Genomic DNA, 24,460 nt, shown 5'->3' with positions numbered 1-24,460 from the left:
GACGGAGTTGTCGGACCAACCGCATAGCCTGCCAGGTGTGAGCTCTGTCGAATTGCCAACCCCCACTCCAACGGGTGCAACATCACACGAGCGCCCGCGTAGTCGGCCGGCGCTCTCTCCGTCTCGGGCGGGTGACTACAAACAATGCCCCCTGCTCTATCGCTTCCGAGCAGTCGACAGAATTCCGGAAACGCCAACCAGAGCCCAGGTCAGAGGCACCGTCGTACACGCGGCACTGGAAGCACTGTTTGCACTCCCGACCGGTCACCGGGTTCCCGATCGCGCAGCCGAACTCGTCCGTCCCGCGTGGGAACGTGTCAGTGCCGAGTCTCCCGAGGCCGCTGACCTTGTTCCGGAGGGCGAGCTGGATTCGTTCCTCGACGAAGTCGGCAAGCTCGTCGCGACGTACTACACGCTCGAAGATCCCACTCGATTCGATGCCGAGGCGTGCGAGGTCTACGTCGAGACCGAATTGGAGAACGGCGTTCGACTCCGCGGCTTCGTCGACCGGATAGACGTTGCACCGACGGGTGAGGTGCGGGTGGTCGACTACAAGACCGGAAAAGCGCCTCGCGAGTTCACCGAATCCAAGGCGCTCTTCCAGATGAAGTTCTACGCGCTCGTACTGCTGCGCACTCGCGGAATCGTTCCCGCACAACTGCGCCTGATCTATCTGGCCTCCGGCTCGATTCTCACGTACGCCCCGGATCACGACGAGCTCATCCGATTCGAGCGAACCCTCTCCGCCATCTGGAAAGCGATCCTCGCAGCAGGTGCGACCGGAGACTTCAGACCCAAGCCTGGCAAACTGTGCGACTGGTGCGATCACAAGTCACTGTGCCCCTCGTTCGGCGGAACACCTCCGCCGTATCCAGGTTGGCCGGACCTGCTGAGCACCGAACCTGTTGCCGCAAAGGAGAATTCATAACATGACGGACAGTTCGTACTACCGCTACCTCGGAACGACGGAGGAAGGGCACGAGCGGTTCGCGAGCACGCAGGCAACTGTCAGCATCTGGGGCCCGACACTGCAGCACGGCGCTCCCCCGTCGGCGCTGTTGGTACGAGCCCTCGAGCGGTGCGGTGCGCGCGACGAAACCCGTCTGACGCGCGTCGTCGTCGAGATTCTCGGACCGATTCCGATTGCCGACCTCGAAGTCCGGTCCTGGATCGAACGACCCGGTCGCCGAATCGAATTGATCGTCGCCGAACTGTGGGCAACCACCGCCGACGGATCTGCACGCGCGGTTGCGCGCGGTACGGCGTGGCGGATGGAGACGGTGGATACCGGCGACGTCGTCCACGTAGTCGATCCCCCGCTCGAACCCCGCGACAGCGGCACCCCGGGCGTTCTCGAGGGTCTGTGGAGCGTCGGCTATCTCAAGACCCTCGACTGGTCCTGGATTGCTCCGATCGGGTGCGTGGGAACCGGGAAGGTATGGGCGCGCCCCAAGCCAGAGCTGGTCGAGGGTGAGAAGATGTCTGCTCTCGAGCGTTTGTTCGCGGTGGCCGACATCTCAAACGGGGTCGGCGCCAAGCTCGACCCGGAGCACTGGACGTTTCTCAACACAGATCTCACGGTGCATATCTTCCGTGTGCCCGAGGGAGAGTGGGTCGGTGTCGCCGCCGAAACCACAACGGGTCCGGACGGCGTCGGCATGTGTGCGGGCGTGCTCTACGACGAGCAGGGTGCCGTGGGCCGTATCGCCCAGACTTTGCAGATTCGCGCCCGTTCCTGATTTCCAGGAACGGGCGCGAATGCGCGTAAATCTATTCAGGCAGTGATCAGAAAGCGCGTACCGAGCGGATGTTCGACGCGAGGATGGCCTTGGCACCGAGTTCGGCCAAGGCATCCATCACCTGGTTGTGTCCCTTGATCGGGACCATCGCGCGAACCGCGACCCAGTCGGGATCGGCCAACGGTGAGAGGGTCGGCGATTCCATACCGGGAGTCATCTTGATGGCGTCGTCGAGGATGGTGCGCGGGCAGTCGTAGTCGATCATCAGATTCTGCTGCGCGAAGACAATTCCGCGTACGCGTTCGATGAGCTGGTTGCGGGCGGGATCGTCCTGCGGAGCGCCGGTGCGCTCGATCAGGACACCTTCGGAATCGCAGAGCGATTCACCGAAAGCCACGAGGTTGTGTTGGCGGAGAGTACGACCCGATCCGACCACGTCGGCGATCGCGTCGGCGACGCCGAGCTGAATCGAGATTTCCACTGCTCCGTCGAGACGGATGACGGTGGCGTCGAGTCCGCGATCTGTGAGGTCCTTACGGACCAGGTTCGGGTACGACGTTGCAATGCGCAGGCCGGACAGATCCTCGACGGCCCAGTCCTTGCCGGCCGGTGCTGCGTAACGGAACGACGAACGGCCGAAGCCCAGTGACAGACGCTCGGATACGGGAGCACCCGAGTCGCCGGCGAGATCACGACCGGTGATGCCGAGATCCAGCTCACCGGAGCCGACGTAGATCGCAATGTCCTTGGGGCGCAAGAAGAAGAACTCGACCTGATTGGCCGGATCGAGGACTGTCAGATCACGGGAATCGGTGCGTCGACGGTAGCCGGCCTCGCTGAGAATCTCGGCGGCGGACTCGGACAGTGAGCCTTTGTTGGGAACTGCTACGCGCAGCATGGTGGATGTCCTTTCGGAAGGTGTGGGTGACGTGAGACGACATGAATCGGAAGCCCTGGACGAGCGAGACGGAGTACATCTCGCTGGTCAGCTCCGATCACAGATGTCGGTACACGTCCTCGAGGGTCAGTCCGCGACCGACCATCAACACCTGCGTCCAGTACAGCAGCTGGGAAATTTCCTCGGCTAGCTGCTCATCGCTCTGGTATTCCGCAGCGATCCACACTTCACCGGCTTCCTCGATGACCTTTTTGCCCTGAGCATGCACACCGGCGTCGAGGGCGGCGACAGTGCCGGACCCCTCGGGGCGAGTAGCAGCGCGCTCGGTCAATTCGGCGAACAAGGATTCGAAGGTCTTCACGGGTAGCTATTCTTTCACGAGGACGGAAGCGGTTTTCACACGCCCACGAACAGCGGTGTTCACAGGCCTGCGTCGAGGCTGCGCGAACTCACGAACCTGCGGGTCTGCCCGGTGATCGGATCCGGGTACTCCAACGCTCGCGCCAACAATCGCAACGGAGTCGAGAAGTCACCGGGCACTGCGGGCAGATACTCCGGATAGTAGTTGTCACCGACGATCGGGACGCCCAGCGAGTTGAGGTGCAGCCGAAGCTGATGGGTCCGGCCGGTCCGTGGGAGCAACCTGTATCGCCCGAGCGTCCGGCCGGCCGAGTCGGTGATCACCTCGATCAGTTCGATCGAGGTCTCACTGTTCGGCTCGCCCGCGATTTCGGTAGCCGTCATCTCGCCGTGAACTTTGTTGATGCGGCTGCGCACCGTGCGAGGGAAAGTCAGTTCCGGATCGAAGCCCGCAATCGCCTCGTACTCCTTGACGATCCGCTGCTCGGCAAAAAGTTCCTGGTACGGCCGTCGTAGGTCCGGTGTCACGGTGAACACGATGACACCCGCCGTCATCCGGTCGAGGCGGTGAACTGGCGCAAGATCTGGAAGGTCCAGGTCACGACGCAGGCGCACGACTGCGCTTTCGACGATGTGCGCTCCCCGTGGAATGGTCGCCAGGAAGTGCGGTTTGTCGATCACGAGAATCGAGTCGTCGCGGTACAAGATCTCGATCTCGTGCGGAACCGGAATCTCGGGGGCCGGCTCGCGGTAGAAGTACACGAACCGGGTCGGCTGATAGGGCGTTCGGCTCGTGATCTTCCGCCCGTGCTCGTCAACGACGTCCCCGGCGCTGACGAGGTCCGCCCACAGGTCCCGCTCCCCGGGATGCTCGCCGACCAGGTGCTCGAGGACGGTCCGCGCCGACGACTCCGCCGGCATCCGCAGCCGGTCAGGTCCGAGACCGTTTCGGATCGGCAACGGAGCCTTGGGCACAGCTCAGTCCTGCTCGAGGTCTGGTGAACAACTCTCGCAGAGCAATTCGAGGGTTCGGCCGTCGCCGTCGATCCGGTTGCGGTACCGCGGGGTCGGAGTACCACAATCGACACACACGCCGAGTGTCTTGGCTTCGGATGAGAACTCGATGTTCATCCGCTTGTCGAACACGTACAGGGAACCGTCCCAGAGGCCGCGGTCGCCGAAAGTCTCGCCGTAACGGACGATTCCGCCGTCCAACTGATAGACCTCGTCGAAGCCACGTGAGCGCATCAGCGAAGACAACACCTCACAGCGCACTCCGCCGGTGCAGTACGTGACCACGGCTTTGCCCTTGAGATGGTCGTATTTGCCACTGTCGAGTTCGTTGACGAAATCCCGAGTGGTGGCGACGTCCGGAACTATCGCATCTCGGAAACGGCCGATCTCGGCTTCGAAGGCATTGCGCCCGTCGAAGAACACGACGTCGTCACCGCGAGTGTCGACGAGTTCGTGTAGTTCCTTGGGCACCAGGTGAACTCCTCCGCCGACCACACCGTTCTCGTCGACTTTCAGCTCGTCGGGGGCACCGAACGTCACGATCTCCGAGCGTGCCTTGACACTCAGACGAGGGAAATCGTTCCCGAGGCCGTCCGACCACTTGATGTCAGCGGTACGGAAGGGTTCGTAACCACGCGTACCACGGACATATCGCTTGACATCCTCGATGTCTCCGCCGACCGTCGCGTTGATCCCGTGCGGCGAGACGATGATCCGGCCCGTCAGGTTGTTGGACTCGGCCAGGCTGTGCTGCCACAGCTTGATCGCTTCCGGGTCCGCCAACGGCGTGAACTGGTAGAAGAGAACAATTTTCGGAATAGCCACAGCAAATCCAGCCTAACGTGCCGCGCTCGAGTGAACGTCGTGAAGATCGTGAATGGACAAGTCCAACAGGGACTCTCGAAACACGCGTCCAGGGCCGGCGGGGACGTCGACCTCACACGGAACGACGAGCACCGCGCAACCCGCAGCGCTGGCCGACGCCGTGCCGGTCGGCGAGTCCTCGATCGCGAGGCACTGCGCCGGCTCGAGTCCGAGCAGATGCGCGCCGCGCAGGTACGGATCCGCTGCCGGTTTCCCGTTGGGGACCTCGTCGCCACACACCGAATGGTCGAAGAACTCACGGCCGAGCATGCCGAGTGCCCGATCGACCAGAACTCGCTCGGTGTTGGTGACCAGTGCAGAACGCAGACCACCGTCACGCACGGTCGACAGTGCGTCGCGAGCACCCGGCCGCCAGGTCACGCCGTCCTCGAAAAGATCGCCGACGCGGGTGTACATCCAGTCCTTCGCCTCGGCGATGGCATCGGGATGCTTCTCCAGGCCGAGAGCGTCGAACACCGTCGCAAGGGCGAAGGGGCTCGACGCACCGATGACGGCAACGCGTGTCGCTTCCGTCATCGGTCCGCCCAGGCGTAGGGACAGCTCACGAAGCGCGATGTCCCACAGCTTCTCCGAATCGAGCAGGGTGCCGTCCATGTCCCACAGGACACCACCGAGCGTTGATTCGGATACTTCGGTCAACAACTCAGACATTGAAATACTTTGCTTCCGGGTGGTGCAGGACAAAAGCGTCCGTGGACTGCTCGGGATGCAGCTGCAGCTCCTCGGACAATTCGACGCCGATTCGTTCGGGTTCGAGCAACGCAACCAACTTGGCTCGATCCTCGAGATCCGGGCACGCGCCGTATCCGAACGAATAACGAGCGCCGCGGTACTCGAGATCGAAGTAACCGGCAACCTCGGTGGGATCCTGCTCCGCGACGGTGTGACCCTCGGGAAGCACTAGCTCTTCACGGACGCGTCGATGCCAGTACTCGGCCAGAGACTCCGTGAGCTGGACACCGATTCCGTGAACCTCGAGGTAATCGCGGTACGAGTTCGATGCGAACAACTCGTTGGCGAAGTCCGCGATCGGCTGACCCATCGTCACCAACTGGAACGGAAGAACGTCGACCTGCCCGGTGGCCTCGGCGTCCTTGCGCGAGCGAACGAAGTCCGCGATGCACAGGAAGCGGTCGCGGTGCTGGCGCGGGTAGGTGAACCGGAACCTTTCGGGTGCATCCGGTTTCGGCTCGGTGAGCACGATGACGTCGTCGCCCTCCGAGATCGCCGGGAAGTACCCGTACACGACCCCGGCATGCGCGAGGATGCCCTCGGACGTCAACCGATCGAGCCAGTACCGAAGTCGCGGACGGCCTTCCGACTCGACCAGTTCCTCGTACGTCGGACCGTCGCCCTTGCGCTGACCGCGAAGGCCCCACTGGCCGAGGAAAAGAGCGCGCTCGTCGAGCAGCCCCGAGTACTCGGACAGCGAGATTCCCTTGACGATGCGCGAGCCCCAGAAGGGAGGTGTCGGCACCGCGATGTCGGTTGCGACATCGGAACGCTCCGGCAGGACCACGGGAACCGCTGCAGCCTTACGCTTTTCGGCGATGCGCTTGGAACGCTCGTGACGTGCCTTACGCTCGGCAGCCTTCTCGCGAGCAGCGATGGCCTCCGGGCTGTCCGGCGCCGGGCCGCCACCACGCTTGGTCGTCATGATCTGGTCCATCAAGTTCAGACCCTCGAAGGCGTCGCGGGCATAGCTGACGTCGCCCTCGTACACCTCCTGCAGGTCGTTCTCGACGTAGGAGCGCGTGAGCGCCGCACCACCGAGCAGAACCGGGAACTTCTCGGCGACTCCGCGTGCGTTGAGTTCCTGGAGGTTTTCCTTCATCACGACAGTGGACTTCACGAGCAGTCCGGACATGCCGATCACGTCGGCTTTCTTGTCCAACGCGACGTCAAGGATGGTCGCGATCGGCTGCTTGATACCGATGTTGACGACCTCGTAGCCGTTGTTGCTCAAGATGATGTCGACCAGGTTCTTGCCGATGTCGTGAACGTCGCCCTTGACGGTCGCGATCACGATGCGACCCTTGCCGTCCTCGTCGCTCGCTTCCATGTGCGGTTCGAGGAATGCCACGGCAGCCTTCATGACCTCGGCCGACTGCAACACGAACGGCAACTGCATCTGTCCGGAGCCGAACAGCTCGCCGACGGTCTTCATGCCCGAGAGCAAGGTCTCGTTGATGATGGCCAGCGGAGGCTTGATCGTCATCGCCTCGGTGAGGTCGTCGTCAAGGCCGTTGCGCTCGCCGTCGACGATGCGGCGTTCGAGCCGGTCGAACAACGGAAGTCCCGCCAGTTCCTGCGCACGGGACTCGCGCGCCGACGCAGCCGAGACACCCTCGAACAGAGCCATCAGCTTCTGCAGCGGGTCGTACCCCTCGCTACGACGGTCGTAGACGAGGTCGAGTGCGGTTTCACGCTGCTCGTCAGGAATTCGGGCCATCGGCAGAATCTTGGACGCATGTACGATCGCCGTGTCCAGACCTGCCTCGGTGCACTCGTGCAGGAACACCGAGTTGAGGACCTGCCGTGCGGCCGGGTTCAAACCGAACGAGATGTTCGAGATACCCAGGGTGAAGTGGAGTTCCGGGTACGCAGCCTTGAGCTGACGGATGGCTTCGATGGTCTCGATGCCGTCGCGTCGCACCTCTTCCTGACCGGTGGAGATGGGGAAGGTCAAGGCGTCGACGATGATGTCGGACTCGGCGAGTCCCCAGTTTCCCTTGATGTCCTCGATCAGACGCTTGGCGATGGCGACCTTCGTCTCGGCGGTGCGAGCCTGGCCCTCTTCGTCGATGGTCAGGGCGACGACCGCCGCGCCGTGCTCCTTGACCAGAGTCATGATCTTGTGGAAACGCGATTCGGGGCCGGCGCCGTCTTCGTAGTTGACGGAGTTGACGGCGCAGCGGCCACCGAGGTGCTCGAGGCCGGCTTGCAGCACGGCAGGCTCGGTGGAGTCGAGCATGATCGGCAGCGTCGAGGACGTCGCCAGGCGGCTGGCAAGTTCCGACATGTCGGCGGCACCGTCGCGGCCCACGTAGTCGACGTTGAGGTCGAGCATGTGTGCGCCGTCGCGGGTCTGGTCCTTGGCGATGTCCAGGCACTTCTGGTAGTCCGCGGAGAGCATCGCCTCGCGGAAAGCCTTGGAGCCGTTGGAGTTCGTGCGTTCGCCGATCATCAGGATGCTGGCGTCCTGCTCGAACGGCACCGCCGAGTACAGCGAAGAGGTGCTCGGCTCGTGGATCGGCGTGCGCTGGGCCTTCTCGACCTGACGAACCGCGTCGGCGACCGCGCTGATGTGCTCGGGCGTCGTACCGCAGCAGCCACCGACGAGGCCGAGTCCGAACTCGGAGACGAAACCACTGAGGGCTTCGGCCAATTCGTCGGCAGTCAGCGGATACTCGGCACCCTTGGGGCCGAGCTGCGGCAGGCCGGCATTGGGCATGACCGACACCGGCAGCGTGGAGTACTTGGACAGATGACGGAGATGTTCACTCATCTCGGCCGGCCCGGTGGCACAGTTCAGACCGATCATGTCGATACCGAGTGGCTCGAGTGCCGTCAGCGCCGCACCGATCTCACTGCCCAGGAGCATCGTTCCGGTTGTCTCGACCGTCACGTGCGTGATGATCGGCAACCGCAGTCCGAGTTGCTCCATCGCACGCTGGCTGCCGAGGATTGCAGCTTTCACCTGAAGCAGGTCCTGGCAGGTTTCGACGAGGATGGCGTCGGCGCCACCGTCGATCATGCCGAGCGCAGCTTCGGTGTACGCGTCACGCAGGACTGCGTACGGTGCGTGTCCCAGGCTGGGGAGCTTGGTTCCCGGTCCCATCGAGCCGAGTACGAATCGGGCCATGCCGTCGCGGCCTGGTCCCATCTCGTCCGCTACTTCACGGGCGAGAGCAGTGCCTTTTTCCGCGAGTTCGCGGATCCGGTGAGAGATGTCGTAGTCGGCGAGGTTGGGCAGGTTGCAACCGAAGGTGTTGGTCTCGACGGCATCGGCACCAGCGGCGAAGTACGCACGGTGGATGTCTTTGAGCACGTCGGGACGGGTGTCGTTGAGGATCTCATTGCACCCCTCGAGGCCGAGGAAGTCGTCCAGGGTGAGGTCCGCGGCCTGCAACATGGTGCCCATCGCTCCGTCGCCGATGACAACGCGCTGTTTCAGCGCATCAAGCAGGGCAGAGTTAAATGGGGCAGACATGCCGTCCAGAGTAGTGGGCGCACCGACAAGCTCTGGCCGTAGGCTGGGTGGGTGAGTCCAAGTGAGTTCCCCGTCACTCCCGACGGCCCGGTCGATTTCGATGATTCCGCGGCCTTCGAGAGCCCTGACGGCTTTGCCGTCGACAGCAGCGACCGCCTCGAGGGCGACATCCCTGTCCTACGTGATCCCATCCTCGTTGCAGCTTTCGAGGGCTGGAACGACGCCGGTGACGCAGCCAGCGGTGCGGTCGAACATCTCGAGCTGATCTGGGATGCCCAGCCGCTCGCCGAACTCGATTCAGAGGACTACTACGACTATCAGGTCAACCGCCCCACAGTCCGGCAGGTCGACGGTGTCACTCGCGAAATCGTTTGGCCGGCAACACGTTTGTCGGTCTGTTCGCCTCCTGGCAGCGAGAGCGACATCGTCCTGCTTCGCGGGATCGAGCCCAACATGCGGTGGCGCAGTTTCTGCGAGGATCTGCTCGAGCTGATCGACCAACTGAACGTCAAGACGGTCGTCATCCTCGGCGCCCTGCTCGCCGATACTCCGCACACCCGACCGGTCCCGGTGACGGGCACGGCCTACAGCAGTGAATCCGCCGCCCGATTCAACCTGGAACAGACGCGGTACGAAGGCCCGACGGGCATCACCGGGGTTCTTCAGGACGAGTGCGTTCGTGCTGGTGTACCCGCTATTTCGTTCTGGGCGGCGGTTCCGCACTACGTCTCGCAGCCACCCAACCCGAAGGCCACAGTGGCCCTCCTTCAACGAGTCGAGGATGTTCTCGACATCGAGGTCCCACTCGGGGAGCTCCCGGCTCAGTCGGAGGATTGGGAGGAAGCGGTCAACGAAATGACCGCGGACGATGAGGAAATCGGCGAATACGTGCGCACCCTGGAAGAACGGGGAGACGCCGAAACCGACATCAGCGAAGCAATCTCCAAGATCGACGGCGATGCCATCGCCGCGGAATTCGAGCGCTACCTCAGACGGCGAGGCCCCGGCAGCTTCGGACTGTGAGCAAGAACACTCCAGAAGAAGGCGGAAGTACACAGCGCCCACTGCGCCTCCGGCTTCAGCTGATCGCGCTGTACGCCGGCGGGTTCCTCGGCCCGTTCGGCGGCGGCGTGGTTGCTTCGATCCTTCCAGAGATCGGTGACGATCTAGGGGTCGGTCCGTCGGCGGCCGCCTCTTCCCTCACCGCGTACCTGCTCCCCTTCGCCGCTCTGATGTTGGTGTCGGGGACACTCGGGACGCGGTGGGGCAAGGTTCGGACGGTGCGCATCGCTTACGGCGTCTACGTCCTCGCGTCGTTGGCATGCTTCCTCGCCCCGACACTCGAGATCTTCCTTGCCGCCCGGGTACTGCAGGGCTCCGCGAACGCATTCACCACGCCGCTACTGCTTGCCTCGTTGGCGGCCGCAACACCGCAGGCACGGCTGGGTCGAGCCCTCGGAGCCTTCGGCGCTTTCCAGGCCGCAGGGCAGTCGTCGGCTCCGTTGATCGGCGGACTGGCGGCCGAATTCGACTGGCGTCTGGCCTTTCTCGTAATCGCAGTGGTCGCGGGCATTCTGGGAGCCGTCGGACTTCCGAAGTCCGAAGCACCGGCAGCGACCACTCCCGCCCGTCTCCGCGATGCATTACGCCCCGAAGTGCTCCGCATCGGTATCGCTGCATTGCTCGGCTGGGGCGCCCTCGGTGGACTGAGCTTCCTGCTCGCTTTCCGCTTCGAAGACGAGTTCGGGCTGTCCCCCACCGTCCGCGGCCTACTGCTCACCGTCTTCGGCGTGGCCGGCATCCTCTCGGCCCGGCGCATCGGAATCCTCATCGATCGCATCGGCGCACGCTCCTCCGTGATGATCGGCGCCCTGGGCGGAGCAGTTCTGGTCTCCGTAGTCGGCCTTGCCGGCTTGGTGCCGGTGATCGCGATCGCATGGTTTGTCGCAGGCGTCGCGAGCCAGTTCGTGCTGGTCGGCGTCAACGCGGCGGTCCTCGGATCCGCGGGGCCGAACCGTGGCGGCGCCGTGTCCGTCGTCCAAGCGATGCGCTTCGGCGGCGCCGCTCTTGCTCCCCTGGCCCTGACACCGATTTACGACTCTTCGCCTGCCGCGAGCTTCCTGATCCCCGCACTACTGCTCGCCGTCGTCGCTCCCCTGATCATGCCGAAGCAACGCTGATCGATCTCCGCAATTTCGAATTTGAAGTTGTGTAGGTAGTGAGTTTCTCGGCGAAAGCGACCACCGTTGTCGCGAGGCTGTCAGGGCGAACATTATTCGGAAAATCTTGTGTTTCCGTCGTCGACAGATATTGATACCATTGGAACATGAGCGAATCTGAGTCGGAACCGGAACGGCCGATCGACATTTTTCGGCGATCGGTTGCCGTCATCGAAGAAAATTTGCCTCCTACCTGGTCTTTGTCGACGCAGCGCTCCCCCGACCTGTCCGAGGCGCCACTCCGACTCGACCTCCGCTCCCCTGACGGCTCGGTGGCCAAATTCGGCGTGTACGCCGCTCACGGTGTCCTGAGCAGCGACGTTCCCGGTATCGCCGATCGCTTCCCCACCGGTCAATCGGGCTTCGTGTGCGCAAAATATCTGTCCGAGCCGGTTCGCCGGCAGCTCGATTCCCACGCGATCTCGTACGCAGACGCCACGGGCAACGTGTCGTTGACCGCTGATCGACCCGCCGTCTGGGTGCGTGGACGCGGAGCCGACGCCGATCCGTGGCGGGGGCCCGGACGTCCTTCCGGACAGTTGACGGGCGATCCGTCAGCTCGCGTCGTGCGTGCGCTTGCCGATTTCGCGGCGCCACTGGCGATCACTGCCTTGGTGCGCCTGGCCGGTGCGTCGACGGGAGCAACCTATCGGGTGGTTCAGACACTGTCGGATCGTGAACTGGTGACCAGGCTCCCCCGCGGTGGGATCGGTGACGTCCGCTGGCCGAAGATGCTTCGTGAATGGGCGGCTGAGGCCGGGGCCAAAGCGCCGACGCCTCACGGCTTTCACGCGCCGGACGGGTTGGAAGCACTCTTCGATCAACTGCGTCAGCTCAGCGGTCACATCTACGCCGGTACCGCCTCGGTGGCCGCCGCACCCTTTGCTCGGTACGCGCCCACTCGACGTGCCCACTTCCATGCCGACAACGTCGATCAGTTCGCCGACGCTCTCGGACTACGGCGGGTGGAATCCGGCGGTGACGTGTGGATCACCGCTCCCCTCTCACCGTCTGCCTTCGACCGATTGCTCACCCGCGACGGCATCCGCATCGTCGCCCCCAGCCAAGCGTTCGCCGATCTGCTGGTCGGCCCGGACTCCGACGAGGCGGCGGCCGAGCACCTGCTCACATGGATGATCGAGAACGAATCGCAGTGGCGACGCGCCGCATCCCCTGCTACGGATCGCCCGTAGGAAAAAGAGGGGGCGTCTCTCGCCTACCCTGTCATGGTGGAAGAAACGAGTGCGCCCGATTACGCCGCGTACGCCGACACCAATCGACTGAAGCTGTTTTCGTTCACGATCGCGGAAAAACGGGCCGAGTACCTCTGGGTACTTCGTGCCTTCGACCATGCTCGCGCCAACTACACCGTCCTGCTGCATGCCGGAGCCGTCGCGCACATCCTCGAGAAGATCGGTGGATCGGATCCGGCGGCCGATCTGTCGGCAGCAGAGGTCACTCCCCTGTTGGATCAGCTCCACGTGTGGGAGATCCTCGAGCGCAGCTACGACGGCACCCGCGCGGCCACGCTGGCCGAGTACCGCAATCGCCACTTCGTCTACCAGTTCGGTCAGGCCGGATACCAGGTCTATCGATCAGTCGAAGACGTTCTCGCCGCACGCCTGGACTCGGCGTCGCTCTCGCGTCTCGCTCTGCCGGACCTGCTCGCAGACATGTCCGAACTCGCCGAGGCCAACCGACGCTCCGACGGCGATCTGATCTTCCGCAAGCTCAAGCGCCTCGACTCGACACTCTCCGACATGGCCGATCGAGCCGCGCACTTCTATCTGACCCTCGGGGACCTCGTACGGACCACGGAGATCACTCCGCAGGCTTTCCTCACGCACAAGGACGCTCTGCTCACGCACATGCGGGAGTTCAGCTCCGATCTGGCGCGCTACGCCCCCAAGCTCAAGGAAGCGATCGAGCACGTCGAATCCACCGGGGTCGATCGCATGATCCGCCTCGCCGCCGCCAGTGACGAACGGGTGTTCGTCCCGATCACCGAACGCGAAGACGACTGGGCTGCGCGCTGGCGAGGATTGACCGCCTGGTTCGTCTCCGCGGAATCGGGGATCAGCGAGTCCGAGCGTCTACGTGAGGGCACGATGAGCGCGATCGCCGCGGTTCTGGCGCTCCTTCGCCGCGTCACGGAAACCCGTCGCGGCGGCGTCAGCCGCGAGAGCCAGCTCCGGCACCTCGCCGGCTGGTTCGCCGCCACGCCGTCCGAAGACGCAGCTCATGCTCTGTTCCAGGCAGTGTTCGACCTCGGCCGTCCACGCCACCTCTCGATGGTGCATCCGGACGCAGACATCATTTCTCACTCACGTTCGTGGTGGGAGGCACCGCCGGTCGAGATCGCGCGAACACTCGCCGAAACCGGCCGCCCGCCCTCACCAGGATTGCCGAGCAAGGTCGCCCGCAACGACGGCAGCATCCGCCGCCTACGCGAAGAGCAGTTGGCAGCGCAACGTACGCGCAGCGCCGCGGCGCAATCACTCGCGTCCAACGGCGTCTATCAGCGTGAACTCAACGAGCAGGAGACCGAAGTTTTGCTGAGTCTGCTCAATGCAGCACTGACCGCGCGCGTTCCGGTAGTGGGACGCGTCAAGAGCTCCACCGGTAGTGAGAACGGGGTGAAGCTGACGCTCAGTCCCTCGGACGGTTCGACCACCATCAAGACCGCCCGCGGGCGTATGCACCTCGACGGCATCGAGGTCAGTGTTCGATGAGAGCTCGCGAGATCACGCCCATTGCCCTCGACTCGTATCAACGCGCGGCGCGAGTGATCCTGTCCAACCACCTGATCACCTCGACGTACCCGGATCGAATTGCGTTGCCGCTCTTGCGCCGGTGGGCCACCGAGCTGCGTGACGACCTACTCGAACTGTTCGGCTACCGCCTCGAGGTGACGGAGACCACCGCGCGCCTGTTCACGGTGTCGGATCGACTCAACCCGTCGGCACCGGCCCGAACTGCCTCCGAGCGAACCTTCGATCGCACGCGTTACGCCTATCTGGCACTGTGCCTGGCCGCGTTGGGCCGCGCCGGGAACCAGATCACGTTGTCGGAGTTGGCCGATCACGTCGCGGCCGACGCTGCACAAGTCGACGGCGTCGAACTCTCCACCGATCGTGCGTCGGACCGCGACGCCTTCGTCGACGCAGTGGGCTGGCTCGGCGTCAGAGGTGCCATCGCACTCGCCGACGGTGACGCAAACGGCTGGGCGTCCAATCCCGAAGCGGGAGAAGCGCTCTACGACATCGACCGTTCCGTCGTCGTAGCGCTGTTCCGTCCACCGCGCGCCCTGCAGCACCTACACTCCATCCGCGGACTCCTGGCCGTCGAGACCTCGAGCGCCTCCGAGGACGACGGAATTCCCGTGGACGCGAAAGAGATCGGACGCCGAGTACGTCGGGCACTCGTCGAGCGCCCGGTCGTACTGGCCGGTGAACTCGATCAGCACGAATTGATCGCGTTGGCGCAGCCCAAGACCGCGTCGGAAGTCGAACTACTGACGGGGTTGGTGGCCGAGCGCCGCACCGAGGGAATCGCGATGATCGATCCCACCGGCCGACTCTCCGACGTCCGCTTCCCGAGCACCGGAACGATCGCTCAGGTGGCACTTCTCCTGGCCGGCGAGATTGCCGACCGCGTACTCGACGTCGACGCTCCTGAACTGCCGAAACTTCCGATCCCGCACGTGTCGGACGATCACCTGATCGAACAACTCGATGCCGCCATCCCCGAGGCCGGGATCTTCGAGGACCTCGCCGACGAGGACGACGACTTCGTGCTGCCCGCCGGCGAACCGGCCGAGCCACCGCCACCCGTCACGTACCCGAAAATCGACGACGACTGGCTCGCTGACAAGGTCACCGAGTTGGTGGACCAGTTCGGGCGAACTTTCGCGGCGCAGTGGCAGGCCGATCACAACGGGCTGCGCAAGCAGGCGCTCGGGTTGCTGCAACGTCTGCGCCTGACGCATGCGGTCGACGGCGGCGTACTGGTGTTGCCCGTCCTTGCCCGGTACCGCGACGTCGTGGTCTCCGTGCGCGAACGCGATCCTCAGATCGACTTCGCGGTGGACAACTCCGCACCGGATCCGGTCGACGAATTCGGCCCCGAACCTTCCCCCAACGGCGAACTATCAGAGGTAGAGAACGTATGAGCAACGCCCGCTTCCGACCTACTCGGGCTGGAATCATCAACCTCTGGGATTACCGAGACCAAGAGTTCTCGTTCGCCGACGGTCGACTGGTTCTGCGGGGACCCAACGGATCCGGCAAGACCAAGGCCCTCGAGGTCCTGTTCCCGTTCGTCTTCGACGGCCGCATCGAACCGCGGCGCCTCAACCCGTTCGCCGGTGAAGAGCGCACGATGAAGTCCAACCTGCTCTACCGGGGCCAGGACAGCGCGCACTCCTACGTGTGGATGGAGTTCTGCCGCGGCTCCCTCGAAGATCCCGAGTCGGTGACCGTGGGAATCGGCATGCGCGCAACACGCACCAACGACAAGGTCACCCGCTGGTACTTCGTCGCCGACGGCCGCGTCGGAGTCGACTTCTCGCTGATCGGCAACGACGATCGTCCTCTCACCAAGAAGCAGTTGGCCGAACAACTCGGCAGCGATTCCATCACCGACCGTCCCCTCGACTACCGCACAGCCATCGACGCGCGAATGTTCGGTCTCGGTGTGCAGCGCTACGACCAGCTGATCAATCTCATTCTCACGCTTCGCCGCCCCCAGCTCGCGAAGAACCTCGACCCGAAGGGCCTTTCGCAGGCACTCACCGACGGTCTCCGTCCACTCGACGATCAGTTGGTCCTCGAAGCTGCGCGTTCGTTCAGCGACATGGAGGAAGTCGGCCGCGCGCTCGAGGGGCTCGCGGCCGCCGATCAGGCAGCCCAGAGTTTCATCGGGGTCTACACCAAGTACCTGCGTCAGCAGTCTCGCGGAGAGATCGAACAGGTCAGCACCCGCCTCGCAGCGGTCACCAGAGGTGTTGCCGCCATGGACGAGTCGTCGCTCGCCCAGACCCGCAGCCGTGAGGCGCGGGCAGCAGCCGAGGAGCGCTTCAACCAGGCCGAGCAGGCACTCGAGAACGCGCGCGCCAATGTCGAAGCACTGCAACGCTCGAGCGCGTACGAAGGCAAACAGCAACTCGACGACCTCGCCCAGGCCGTCGCGACGCTCAAGCTCTCGACCGAGCAGCAGGCAGACAAGTCCCGGAAAGCGCAGGCCGCACTTGCTCAACGCGGCGACGAAGCCGACAAGGCTGCATCGTCGGTCAAGCGTGCGGCCGAAGCACTCTCGCGCGCCGAGGACGAACTTCAGGCAGCAGCCGAGGACGCCGGCATCGTCTGGACTCCCCTGCCCGACGGCTCACGCAGTGACCAGATCACGGCAGCCGTCCGTGGCCATGCCGAGGAGCGTGACGGTGACGTACGCGTCGTCCGCACCGCACTGGCGACCGTCGAGAAGGCGGCGACCGAACGAACCCGGGCCGAAAACAGCTCTCGCCGTGGACAAGAGCTGCTCGAAGCGTCCAAGGCCGCGGTACTCGAGGGCGAAGCTGCCGTGGAACTCGCACGCAGTCAGTGCGCCAGCGGGCTGCGCGCGTGGTGGACCGATCACTCCTCCCTGTTTTCGGCTGTCGGCGCCGACACGTCGCTGTTCGAAGCTCTCGACGCGGCGCTCGCCGAGGTCGGCGACGAAGACGCTCCGGCGCTGTCCGCAGTTCTCGCCGAGCACACCGAGGCCGGCACCGAGACGCTGCGCGAGCGTCGACGTGAGGCCGAAGCTGAAATATCTGCATCACACGCCTCCATCGCGGCTCTCAAATCCGAGCGCAAGGCCGTCTCCGCGGAACACGACGACGCTCCGCCTGCCTTCCACGCACGCTCCGACAACCGCAGTGAACTGGGTGGTGCACCGCTGTGGCAGTTGGTGCGCTTCGCCGATTCCGTCGAACCAGACGTGGCCACGGGAATCGAATCCGCACTCCAGGCGGCAAATCTGCTCGACGGCTGGGTCTGCCCGGACGAGAAGATTCCCGAGCACGTCAGCGAGCAGTTCCTGACGGCTCTGCCCGTCAAGCAGCGTCCGAAGGGACGAACGCTGGCCGACGTCCTCGAGGTCGAAGGCAATGCCGACGTACCCGACGCTCGGGTACAGGACATTCTCGCGTCGATCAGTCTCGTCGAGGCGCCAGGCGACTCCGATGCAAGCGTCGCGATCGGCGTCGACGGCCGCTTCTGGCAGGGCGTCGCGCGTGGCCGGCACGTCAAGGCCGATGCCGAGTACATCGGCACCACAGCACGGGCGCGTCGACGCGAGGCTCGGATCACCGAGATCGACGCGGCTCTGGAAGAACTTGCCGCGGCAGTCGATACGGCCAAGGCACTGGTGGCGCAGACCAACGAGCAACTGAGCCGGATCAACTCTGCGGCAAAGGAATTGCCGAAGACAGGTTCGATCCTGCGCGCACTCAAGACGGTCACCGAATCTGCCGGCGCACTCCGTACTCGCTCGGAGGCCACGGAAACGGCACAACGCGAACTCGATGCGGCGATCGCTGATCTCGCGGCGAAGGAAAAGCAACTCCGAGCGACGGCGTCGCAGCACCGGACCCCGCATATCGGCCGTGAACTCGACTCCCTCGCGGCGGCGATCCGTCATTTCGAGAAGCAGGGGGAACTGGCGCTGCGCTGCCGACGGGAGCATGCCAAGGAAGTCGAACTCGAACGCGAGTCTCGCGACCGTCTCGACGAATCACGCGCCAATGCGGAGGAATTCGCCGAGGAAGCCGCCATCGCCGAGGAGAGTCTGCTCCAGCAGGTGCAGCGTCTCGAGACGCTGCGCGACACCCTCGGTGCCAGCGCCGAGCAGATCGACCTGGACCTGGCAAAAGCCCGCGCGAAGATCGAAGAATGCAAGGTCGAACAGCGTGCGGCGCGAAAGGCGTACGACGCTGCCGTCCTCCAGATCGGCACGGCGGAGGGTGCGTACAACACCGCTGTCGAGACTCTTCGGCACACCCTGACCGAAACCCGCAGTGATGCAGAGCGACTCGCACCCTATGCTCGCCCCGACTTGCTGGAATTGTTGGGCGTCAAGGATCACCTGAGCTGGCCGGCCAGTTCAGCGGCGTGGATGAGCCCCGATCAGTTGGTCTACCGCATCCAGAACGAAGATCGCAGCGAGGACGCGGCCCACCCGCCTGTCCTCCCCGAAGACGTCGACAAGTTGTACCGAGCGCTCGAGGCTGCGACCTCGGCAGTCCGAGTCACCGACGGCGCCCGAAAGGCAACCCGCACGGCACTGACCTCGGCGCTGCAGGACTTCGACGCGCAACTCGCAGCAGCCGGACAGGACTACCGTCTGCAGTGGGATGCACCGGATGGGCTGACCGTCGTACGAGTCCAGGACGATCAGGGCTATTCGTCGATCGGCGAGTTCGCAACGCGGATCCACGACGCTCGCGGCGATCAGGAGCAGTTGCTCACCGAATCCGAGCGTCGCATTCTCGAAGATGCCCTGTTGACGGGATTGGCTCAGCAGATCCACGAGCGCACGGTCGACGCACGCGAGTTGATCGCACAGATGGGCACCGAGATGCGTGAGCGTCGGATGTCCTCAGGTAATACCATCGGCGTTCACTGGGTGCTCGCCGACAACCTCGACGACAGCTCGCGGGCGATCTCCAAGCTGCTGGATCGAGACGCGTCGGCCCTCGGCGTCGATGAACTGGCAACTCTGCGAGCACATTTCGCGACGCAGATCCGTACCGCCCGCGCGGCGCACCCCGAACGCTCGTACCCGGAGATTCTGTCCTCGGCGCTCGACTACCGTCAATGGCGCGTGTTCTCGTTCACCCTCATCAGCGGTGAGGGCAAGGAAGACCGTCTTACCGTCGCGCGGCACAGCGCGCTGTCCGGTGGCGAGCAGTCCGTCTCGCTGCACCTTCCTTTGTTCGCCGCGGCGCACGTCATGTTGGACTCGGCCGACCCGCACGCCCCGCGTCTGCTGGCACTCGACGAGGCCTTCGCCGGTGTCGACGACAACGGTCGCAGCGAGCTTCTCGGCTTGAGCGTTCAGTTCGACCTGGACCTCTTCATGACCGGCTACGACCTGTGGATCACGTACGCAGACGTCCCCGGCTGTGCGCACTACGACCTCGCGCACTCCACGGCCGAACAGGCTGTCAGCGCCACGCTGCTGGTCTGGTCGAACGGTGAGCTGCTCGCCGAGCACGACGGAACGGATCTGGCGAGGGCATTGGGCTCGCCGCTACGGCGCCGGGTGCCGACACCCGCCGAAGGTGCGTTGGACTACGCCTAGAAACTGCTGTGCGCCTTTATTAACCGCCCGCGGTTAATAAAGGCGCACAGCAGGGGTTCAGCGAAGCGAAATACCCAGTAGGGCGTCGACGGCATCGGCGAACTCGCCGGGTGCCTGCGTGTCGGATCCGCCGCCCTCGATGGCGCGGCGGGCCCAACCGTCGAGCGCGTCGAGCGCCTTCGGGGTGTCGAGATCGTCGGCCAGGTGCTGACGCAAACGCGCAACAGTGTCAGTGGCAGACGGCGCAGAACCGAGAGCTGCTGCCTCGCGCCACACCTTCAGGCGCGACTGAGCATCCGCGAGGACCTGATCGGTCCACGCGCGATCCTGGCGGTAGTGGCCGGACAGAAGTCCGAGACGGATTGCCGCTGGGTCCACCCCCTCGCCGCGCAGCTTGGAGACGAAGACGAGGTTTCCGCGACTCTTCGACATCTTCTCGCCGTCGAGACCGATCATGCCGGTGTGCACGTAGTGCCGCGCGAATCGGCGATCACCCGTTGCCGATTCGGCATGCGCAGCCGAGAACTCGTGGTGCGGGAAGATCAGATCGCTGCCACCGCCCTGGACGTCGAAGCCGGAGCCGATGCGGTTGAGTGCAATGGCCGCGCATTCGATGTGCCAGCCGGGGCGACCCGGTCCGAAGGGTGAGGGCCACGAGGGCTCGCCCGGACGCTCCGCACGCCAGACAAGTGCGTCGAGCGGATTGCGCTTTCCGACGCGATCGGGATCTCCGCCGCGTTCGGCAAAGAACTTCTCCATCGTCGCGCGGTCGTAGCCCGACTCGTAGCCGAACTGCTCGGTCGCGTCGGCACGGAAGTAGACGTCGGGGAACTCCGCGTCGTCGACGATGTACGCGGCGCCGGACGCCACGAACTTCTCCACCAACTCGACTACTTCGCTCACCGATTCGACGGCGCCGATGTAGTCCTTCGGCGGAAGCACACGCAGCGCTTCCATGTCCTCGCGGAAGAGTGCCGTCTCACGCATGCCGAGGACGATCCAGTCCTCGCCGTCGCGATTGGCTCGCTCGAACAGCGGGTCGTCCACGTCGGTCACGTTCTGGACGTAGTGGACATCGTGTCCGGCGTCGCGCCAGATGCGGTTCACGAGGTCGAACGTGAGGTACGTGGCCGCGTGGCCGAGGTGGGTGGCGTCGTACGGGGTGATGCCGCAGACGTACATCGTCGCCTTCTCGCCCGGGGTGACGGGGCGAACCTGACGGTCGGCTGTGTCGTACAGCCGCAACGGCGGCCCCTGACCGGGAACGGACGGGAGTGCGGTATCGGACCAAGACTGCATGCTGCCGAGCCTAGTGGAGACTGCTCTGAGGCTGGGAAGGTGCTGGCTGATCCTGCTCTGGTTCGGGCGTCGACGCGAGCTTGCTCGGCCACCAGATCTTCTGACCGATGTCGTAGGTCAAGGCCGGGACCAGCAAGGATCGGACGATCAGAGCGTCGAGCAGGACACCGAACGCCACGATGAACGCGATCTGGGCGAGGAACAACAGAGGGATCACCGCCAACGCCGAGAAGGTTGCTGCCAGAACAACTCCGGCAGATGTGATCACCCCGCCGGTCACCGTGAGTCCCCGCAGAGCGCCCGCCCTGGTGCCGATCTTCAGCGCTTCCTCACGCACCCTCGTCATGAGGAAGATGTTGTAGTCGATTCCCAGAGCCACGAGGAACACGAACGCAAAGAGCGGGACCACCGGATCCGCGCCGGGGAAACCGAAGATGTGGTCGAACACCAGCGACGAAATGCCCAGTGTCGCAGCAAACGAGAGCACAACGGTGCCCATGAGAAGCAGCGGTGCGAGAAGCGAACGCAGCAAGAGCGAGAGAATCACGAACACCACGATGATCACCACGGGAATGATGAGTGTCCGGTCCCGTGTCGAGGTGGTCTTCGTGTCGAGGTCGGTCGCAGTGACGCCACCGACCAATGCGTCGGCGCCCTCCACTGAGTGAACTGCATCACGCAGTCGCACGATGGTGTCTTCGGCCTCGAGCGAGTCGGCAGCGTCAGTCAACGTCGCCTGCAGGGAGACTCGCCCGTCGACGACCAGTGGGGCTCCCCCGTTCTGCACGACGCTCACGTCGCTGACACCCTCGACGCGACTGGCTGCCGCAACGGCATCCACTTGGTCTGCATTCGCGATGACCACGGCCGGTGAACCCGAACCCGCGTCGAAGTGCTCGCCGAGAATCTCCTGGCCTGCAACCGAATCGACATCGAGCAAGAAGATGTCGGACGACGAGACACCGCTGGCTTTGAACTGCGGCATCATCATCGCGAAGATCACCAGCACCAGAGTCGACGCCACCCAGAAGCGGCGCGGATGCCTACCGATTCGAGCAGCGAGCCCGGCCCAGAACCGGTGATCGTTCGCCTCGTCGTGGTGCTCGCGGTCTGCATCGAACTTCGGCTTGGTCGGCCAGTACGCCGTCCTCCCGAACAGAACCAGGACAGCAGGTAGGAAGGTCATCGATGCGAGGAAGGACGCGGCGATACCGATGGCGGCCACCGGACCGAGTCCGCGGTTCGAGTTCAGGTCGGAGAGCAACAGGCACAGAACGCCCGCGATGACCGTTCCTGCAGACGCTGCGACAGGTTCGAGCGTCGCGCGCCACGCAGTGCGCATTGCTGCGTACTTGTCCTTCTCGATCCGCAATTCTTCCCGGTAACGAGAGACCAGCAGTAGCGCGTAGTCGGTGGCGGCACCGAACACGAGGATGAACAGGATGCCCTGGCTCTGACCGTTCAGTGCGATGACGTCCGCGTCCGCGAGCAGATACACGAGCAAGCTCGACAATCCGAGTGCGAAGATCGCCGAGAAGATCACCACGAACGGCAGGATCGGGCTTCGGTAAACGATGATCAGGATCACGATCACGACGGATCCGGCTACCAACAACAGCAATCCGTCGATACCGGCGAATGCTGCCGACAGATCCGCAACCTGCCCAGCGGGGCCCGTGACCTTGACTGTCAGTCCGTCAGGGCTCGACTCCAGCGCCGCGCGCAGCGCTTTCACGCTGTCCTTGACTTCGAGGGTGCTGTCGACCGGCAGGAACATCTGGAGTGCCTGGCCGTCGGCCGACGGGATCGGCGGCGATGAGGCGTCGCCGAATCCTTCGGTACCGACAAACGAATCGACGGTCTGGGAAAGGAAGGTGGAGTCGGCGGGCTCGAGGCCACCCGGTCGTTCCGCCACGATGATGGCCGGCACGAAGCGCGTGTCCGTGAAGCTCTCTTGAAGCTTTGCCACCTCGGTCGCTTCGGCCGACGCGGGCAGGAACGACGTGTTGTCGTTCTGCTGCACCGTGCTGAGCTTTCCGGCGAACGGACCGCCGAATCCTCCGATTGCCAGCCAGCCGATCACGAGGAGAGCTGGCACAATCCATCGAAGGCGACGAACAGGACGATTTTGTACTGGTGTGCTCACTGGGTCTCCAGGGATCGGCAGCAGAGGACTTGCCGACTATTTTGTTCAGCATGCTGAGTAATTGCAAACGGAAGGCAGAAAAATGAGCAGCGACGGCCTGGACGACTGGCCCACCGGCCGGCTGTTGTCCACCGCTGCACGCCTGGTGGAGCACTCGTGGGAGAAGGTCTTGCGGTCTCAGGACATGACGCACGCGGGCCTGATCGTGCTCCACTCGATCGCCGGTGGGGCGGCGTCTCAACGCGACATCGCGAAGAACGCCCGCGTCACCGATCAGACGATGAGCCGCACGATCGACCGTCTCGAACGAGCGGGTTACGTCACTCGTGACACCGATCCGAGGGACGAGCGTCGGCGCGTGATCGCGATAACCGACGCCGGAAGACTGACGTACGAGCGACTACTGACGCTCGAGAAGGAAGATGCGGCGTTGACCGTCGGCGTCGGGGATGTCGCCGCGCTGCGCGAACAACTACTGCGATTGGTTCGCTCACCCGGATTGACGGCAACTCGCGAACAGCAGGAAACGTCTCGCGACTAGAAGGCCGGCCAGGGAATCGTTCGATGGCCGTTCGGCTCAGGCATCACAGCGGACTCGGCGAACTGCATCGCCCGCACCGCCAAGGCCACGATTTCCTCTTCGGTGATCAGTTCGGACAACTCGTCGCCGAGATCCCCGTCGAGAGTTGTCGCGAATTCGGCGACGTCGGCGATCAAAGCACCGGGTACGGGCTGCCCGGCCCACCCCCACAACACGGTCCGCAGCTTGTTCTCCGAGTGAAGACAGATTCCGTGATCAACGCCGTACACCGAGCCGTCGACGCCTTCGAGGGCGTGACCACCTTTGCGGTCGGCGTTGTTGATGAGGACGTCCAGAACGGCCATTCGCTGCAGCCGTGGATCGTCCGCATGGATCAGGGAGACTGGTTCACCCTCCGAGTCGAAGGCCTGCAGGACCTCGAACCACCCCGGCGGAACGTTGCCGGGACTGCACAGGTCCACCATCTCGAGTCCGCCAGATCCATCCGCGCGGCGATCGACGGTGTCGATCCATCGCTGCACCATGCCTGGACCGAAGGGGCCGTCCCGCAACACTGTTCGCGGAATCACTCCCCAACCCAGCGCCTCGGACACGCGGTACGACGCGACCTCACGCCCCGCCAGAGTGCCGTCCGGGAAATCCCACAGTGGGCGTTCACCCCGGACCGGCTTGTAGACCACGCGGGTGGACTTCTCCCCCAGAGTCGACTCACATACCAGCGTGGCGTTGCTCGCCGTGGTGATCTGACCGATCAGAGTCAGATCACCCTCGAGCAGAACGTCCGGCACACCAGGTTCGGACAC

The 24,460-nt window shown here is 64.2% G+C and carries 18 protein-coding genes; 9 read left to right on the top strand and 9 right to left on the bottom strand.

Translation table 11 applies throughout. The features are described from left to right. Positions 1 to 37: 37 nt before the first annotated feature. Together ABIE52_RS06725 and ABIE52_RS06720 are read left to right on the top strand one after the other, a co-directional pair. On the top strand, positions 38 to 928 hold the full coding sequence (locus ABIE52_RS06725; RefSeq protein ID WP_370852750.1) for a RecB family exonuclease: 891 nt from the start codon (positions 38 to 40) through the stop codon (positions 926 to 928). Position 929: 1 nt separating this feature from the next. Further along, positions 930 to 1,739 (top strand): thioesterase family protein, encoded by an 810-nt coding sequence (locus ABIE52_RS06720; RefSeq protein ID WP_003944950.1) that lies wholly within the window; start codon positions 930 to 932, stop codon positions 1,737 to 1,739. A 46-nt stretch (positions 1,740 to 1,785) separates the two neighbouring features. On the opposite strand, the gene hisG is transcribed toward ABIE52_RS06720, so the two are convergent. From hisG to metH, 6 genes are all read right to left on the bottom strand, one after another. Next, positions 1,786 to 2,637, bottom strand: a complete 852-nt coding sequence (gene hisG, locus ABIE52_RS06715) for an ATP phosphoribosyltransferase (protein ID WP_003944905.1) — start codon at positions 2,635 to 2,637, stop codon at positions 1,786 to 1,788. A 97-nt stretch (positions 2,638 to 2,734) separates the two neighbouring features. Next, positions 2,735 to 2,998 (bottom strand): phosphoribosyl-ATP diphosphatase, encoded by a 264-nt coding sequence (locus ABIE52_RS06710; protein ID WP_003944933.1) that lies wholly within the window; start codon positions 2,996 to 2,998, stop codon positions 2,735 to 2,737. 59 nt (positions 2,999 to 3,057) lie between these two features. Further along, positions 3,058 to 3,918, bottom strand: coding sequence for a pseudouridine synthase (locus ABIE52_RS06705; protein WP_047270562.1), 861 nt, complete (start codon positions 3,916 to 3,918; stop codon positions 3,058 to 3,060). A 57-nt stretch (positions 3,919 to 3,975) separates the two neighbouring features. Beyond that, positions 3,976 to 4,836: an oxygen-dependent tRNA uridine(34) hydroxylase TrhO gene (gene trhO, locus ABIE52_RS06700; protein WP_042450983.1), complete on the bottom strand. Its 861-nt coding sequence runs from the start codon at positions 4,834 to 4,836 to the stop codon at positions 3,976 to 3,978. Between the two features lie 12 nt (positions 4,837 to 4,848). After that, positions 4,849 to 5,547 (bottom strand): HAD family hydrolase, encoded by a 699-nt coding sequence (locus tag ABIE52_RS06695; RefSeq protein ID WP_007729900.1) that lies wholly within the window; start codon positions 5,545 to 5,547, stop codon positions 4,849 to 4,851. Beyond that, positions 5,540 to 9,109, bottom strand: a complete 3,570-nt coding sequence (metH, locus tag ABIE52_RS06690) for a methionine synthase (protein WP_192712390.1) — start codon at positions 9,107 to 9,109, stop codon at positions 5,540 to 5,542. The genes ABIE52_RS06695 and metH overlap by 8 nt, the downstream gene beginning before the upstream one ends. A 168-nt stretch (positions 9,110 to 9,277) precedes the next feature. On the opposite strand from metH, the gene ABIE52_RS06685 reads away from it, so the two are divergent. The 6 genes from ABIE52_RS06685 (at position 9,278) to ABIE52_RS06660 (ending at position 19,671) form a co-directional block, all read left to right on the top strand. Continuing rightward, the gene (locus ABIE52_RS06685) at positions 9,278 to 10,132 is read left to right on the top strand and encodes a PAC2 family protein (RefSeq protein WP_223257810.1); all 855 of its coding nucleotides are present in this window, start codon (positions 9,278 to 9,280) and stop codon (positions 10,130 to 10,132) included. Beyond that, positions 10,129 to 11,289: an MFS transporter gene (locus ABIE52_RS06680; protein ID WP_050655280.1), complete on the top strand. Its 1,161-nt coding sequence runs from the start codon at positions 10,129 to 10,131 to the stop codon at positions 11,287 to 11,289. The genes ABIE52_RS06685 and ABIE52_RS06680 overlap by 4 nt, the downstream gene beginning before the upstream one ends. Before the next feature lie 146 nt (positions 11,290 to 11,435). Next, a complete protein-coding gene (locus ABIE52_RS06675) occupies positions 11,436 to 12,521 on the top strand; it encodes a helix-turn-helix domain-containing protein (RefSeq protein ID WP_007733759.1) in 1,086 nt (361 codons plus the stop codon). Positions 12,522 to 12,554: 33 nt separating this feature from the next. Then, the gene (locus tag ABIE52_RS06670; RefSeq protein WP_064074328.1) at positions 12,555 to 14,060 is read left to right on the top strand and encodes a TIGR02677 family protein; all 1,506 of its coding nucleotides are present in this window, start codon (positions 12,555 to 12,557) and stop codon (positions 14,058 to 14,060) included. Further along, positions 14,057 to 15,499: a TIGR02678 family protein gene (locus ABIE52_RS06665; RefSeq protein WP_192712389.1), complete on the top strand. Its 1,443-nt coding sequence runs from the start codon at positions 14,057 to 14,059 to the stop codon at positions 15,497 to 15,499. Before ABIE52_RS06670 ends, ABIE52_RS06665 begins: the two co-directional genes overlap by 4 nt. Continuing rightward, on the top strand, positions 15,496 to 19,671 hold the full coding sequence (locus ABIE52_RS06660) for a TIGR02680 family protein (RefSeq protein WP_192712388.1): 4,176 nt from the start codon (positions 15,496 to 15,498) through the stop codon (positions 19,669 to 19,671). The genes ABIE52_RS06665 and ABIE52_RS06660 overlap by 4 nt, the downstream gene beginning before the upstream one ends. A gap of 57 nt (positions 19,672 to 19,728) precedes the next feature. Here the strand turns inward: ABIE52_RS06660 and mshC are convergent, their stop codons facing one another. Then, positions 19,729 to 20,970, bottom strand: coding sequence for a cysteine--1-D-myo-inosityl 2-amino-2-deoxy-alpha-D-glucopyranoside ligase (mshC, locus tag ABIE52_RS06655; RefSeq protein WP_192712387.1), 1,242 nt, complete (start codon positions 20,968 to 20,970; stop codon positions 19,729 to 19,731). Positions 20,971 to 20,980: 10 nt separating this feature from the next. Beyond that, positions 20,981 to 23,071, bottom strand: a complete 2,091-nt coding sequence (locus ABIE52_RS06650) for an MMPL family transporter (RefSeq protein WP_225320402.1) — start codon at positions 23,069 to 23,071, stop codon at positions 20,981 to 20,983. Between the two features lie 127 nt (positions 23,072 to 23,198). Between ABIE52_RS06650 and ABIE52_RS06645 the strand changes: the two genes are divergently transcribed. Beyond that, positions 23,199 to 23,657, top strand: a complete 459-nt coding sequence (locus ABIE52_RS06645) for a MarR family winged helix-turn-helix transcriptional regulator (protein WP_042450996.1) — start codon at positions 23,199 to 23,201, stop codon at positions 23,655 to 23,657. Here ABIE52_RS06645 and ABIE52_RS06640 read toward each other — a convergent pair. After that, the gene (locus tag ABIE52_RS06640) at positions 23,654 to 24,460 is read right to left on the bottom strand and encodes an SCO1664 family protein (protein ID WP_030537533.1); all 807 of its coding nucleotides are present in this window, start codon (positions 24,458 to 24,460) and stop codon (positions 23,654 to 23,656) included. The two genes, ABIE52_RS06645 and ABIE52_RS06640, sit on opposite strands and share 4 nt — an antisense overlap.

The organism is Rhodococcus sp. OAS809 (genome assembly GCF_040546695.1).
GTDB lineage: Bacteria > Actinomycetota > Actinomycetes > Mycobacteriales > Mycobacteriaceae > Rhodococcus_F > Rhodococcus_F qingshengii.
The sequence above is the reverse complement of the archived record's forward strand: the minus strand, read 5'-3'. Positions and strand labels throughout refer to the sequence as shown.

Excerpts from the sequence above, each read along its gene's own strand:
- ABIE52_RS06720 (WP_003944950.1), top strand. The coding sequence starts at position 930 with ATGACGGACAGTTCGTACTACCGCTACCTCGGAACGACGGAGGAAGGG.
- hisG (WP_003944905.1), bottom strand. The coding sequence starts at position 2,637 with ATGCTGCGCGTAGCAGTTCCCAACAAAGGCTCACTGTCCGAGTCCGCC.
- ABIE52_RS06705 (WP_047270562.1), bottom strand. The coding sequence starts at position 3,918 with ATGCCGGCGGAGTCGTCGGCGCGGACCGTCCTCGAGCACCTGGTCGGC.
- ABIE52_RS06695 (WP_007729900.1), bottom strand. The coding sequence starts at position 5,547 with ATGTCTGAGTTGTTGACCGAAGTATCCGAATCAACGCTCGGTGGTGTC.
- metH (WP_192712390.1), bottom strand. The coding sequence starts at position 9,109 with ATGTCTGCCCCATTTAACTCTGCCCTGCTTGATGCGCTGAAACAGCGC.
- ABIE52_RS06675 (WP_007733759.1), top strand. The coding sequence starts at position 11,436 with ATGAGCGAATCTGAGTCGGAACCGGAACGGCCGATCGACATTTTTCGG.
- ABIE52_RS06670 (WP_064074328.1), top strand. The coding sequence starts at position 12,555 with ATGGTGGAAGAAACGAGTGCGCCCGATTACGCCGCGTACGCCGACACC.
- ABIE52_RS06665 (WP_192712389.1), top strand. The coding sequence starts at position 14,057 with ATGAGAGCTCGCGAGATCACGCCCATTGCCCTCGACTCGTATCAACGC.
- ABIE52_RS06660 (WP_192712388.1), top strand. The coding sequence starts at position 15,496 with ATGAGCAACGCCCGCTTCCGACCTACTCGGGCTGGAATCATCAACCTC.
- mshC (WP_192712387.1), bottom strand. The coding sequence starts at position 20,970 with ATGCAGTCTTGGTCCGATACCGCACTCCCGTCCGTTCCCGGTCAGGGG.
- ABIE52_RS06645 (WP_042450996.1), top strand. The coding sequence starts at position 23,199 with ATGAGCAGCGACGGCCTGGACGACTGGCCCACCGGCCGGCTGTTGTCC.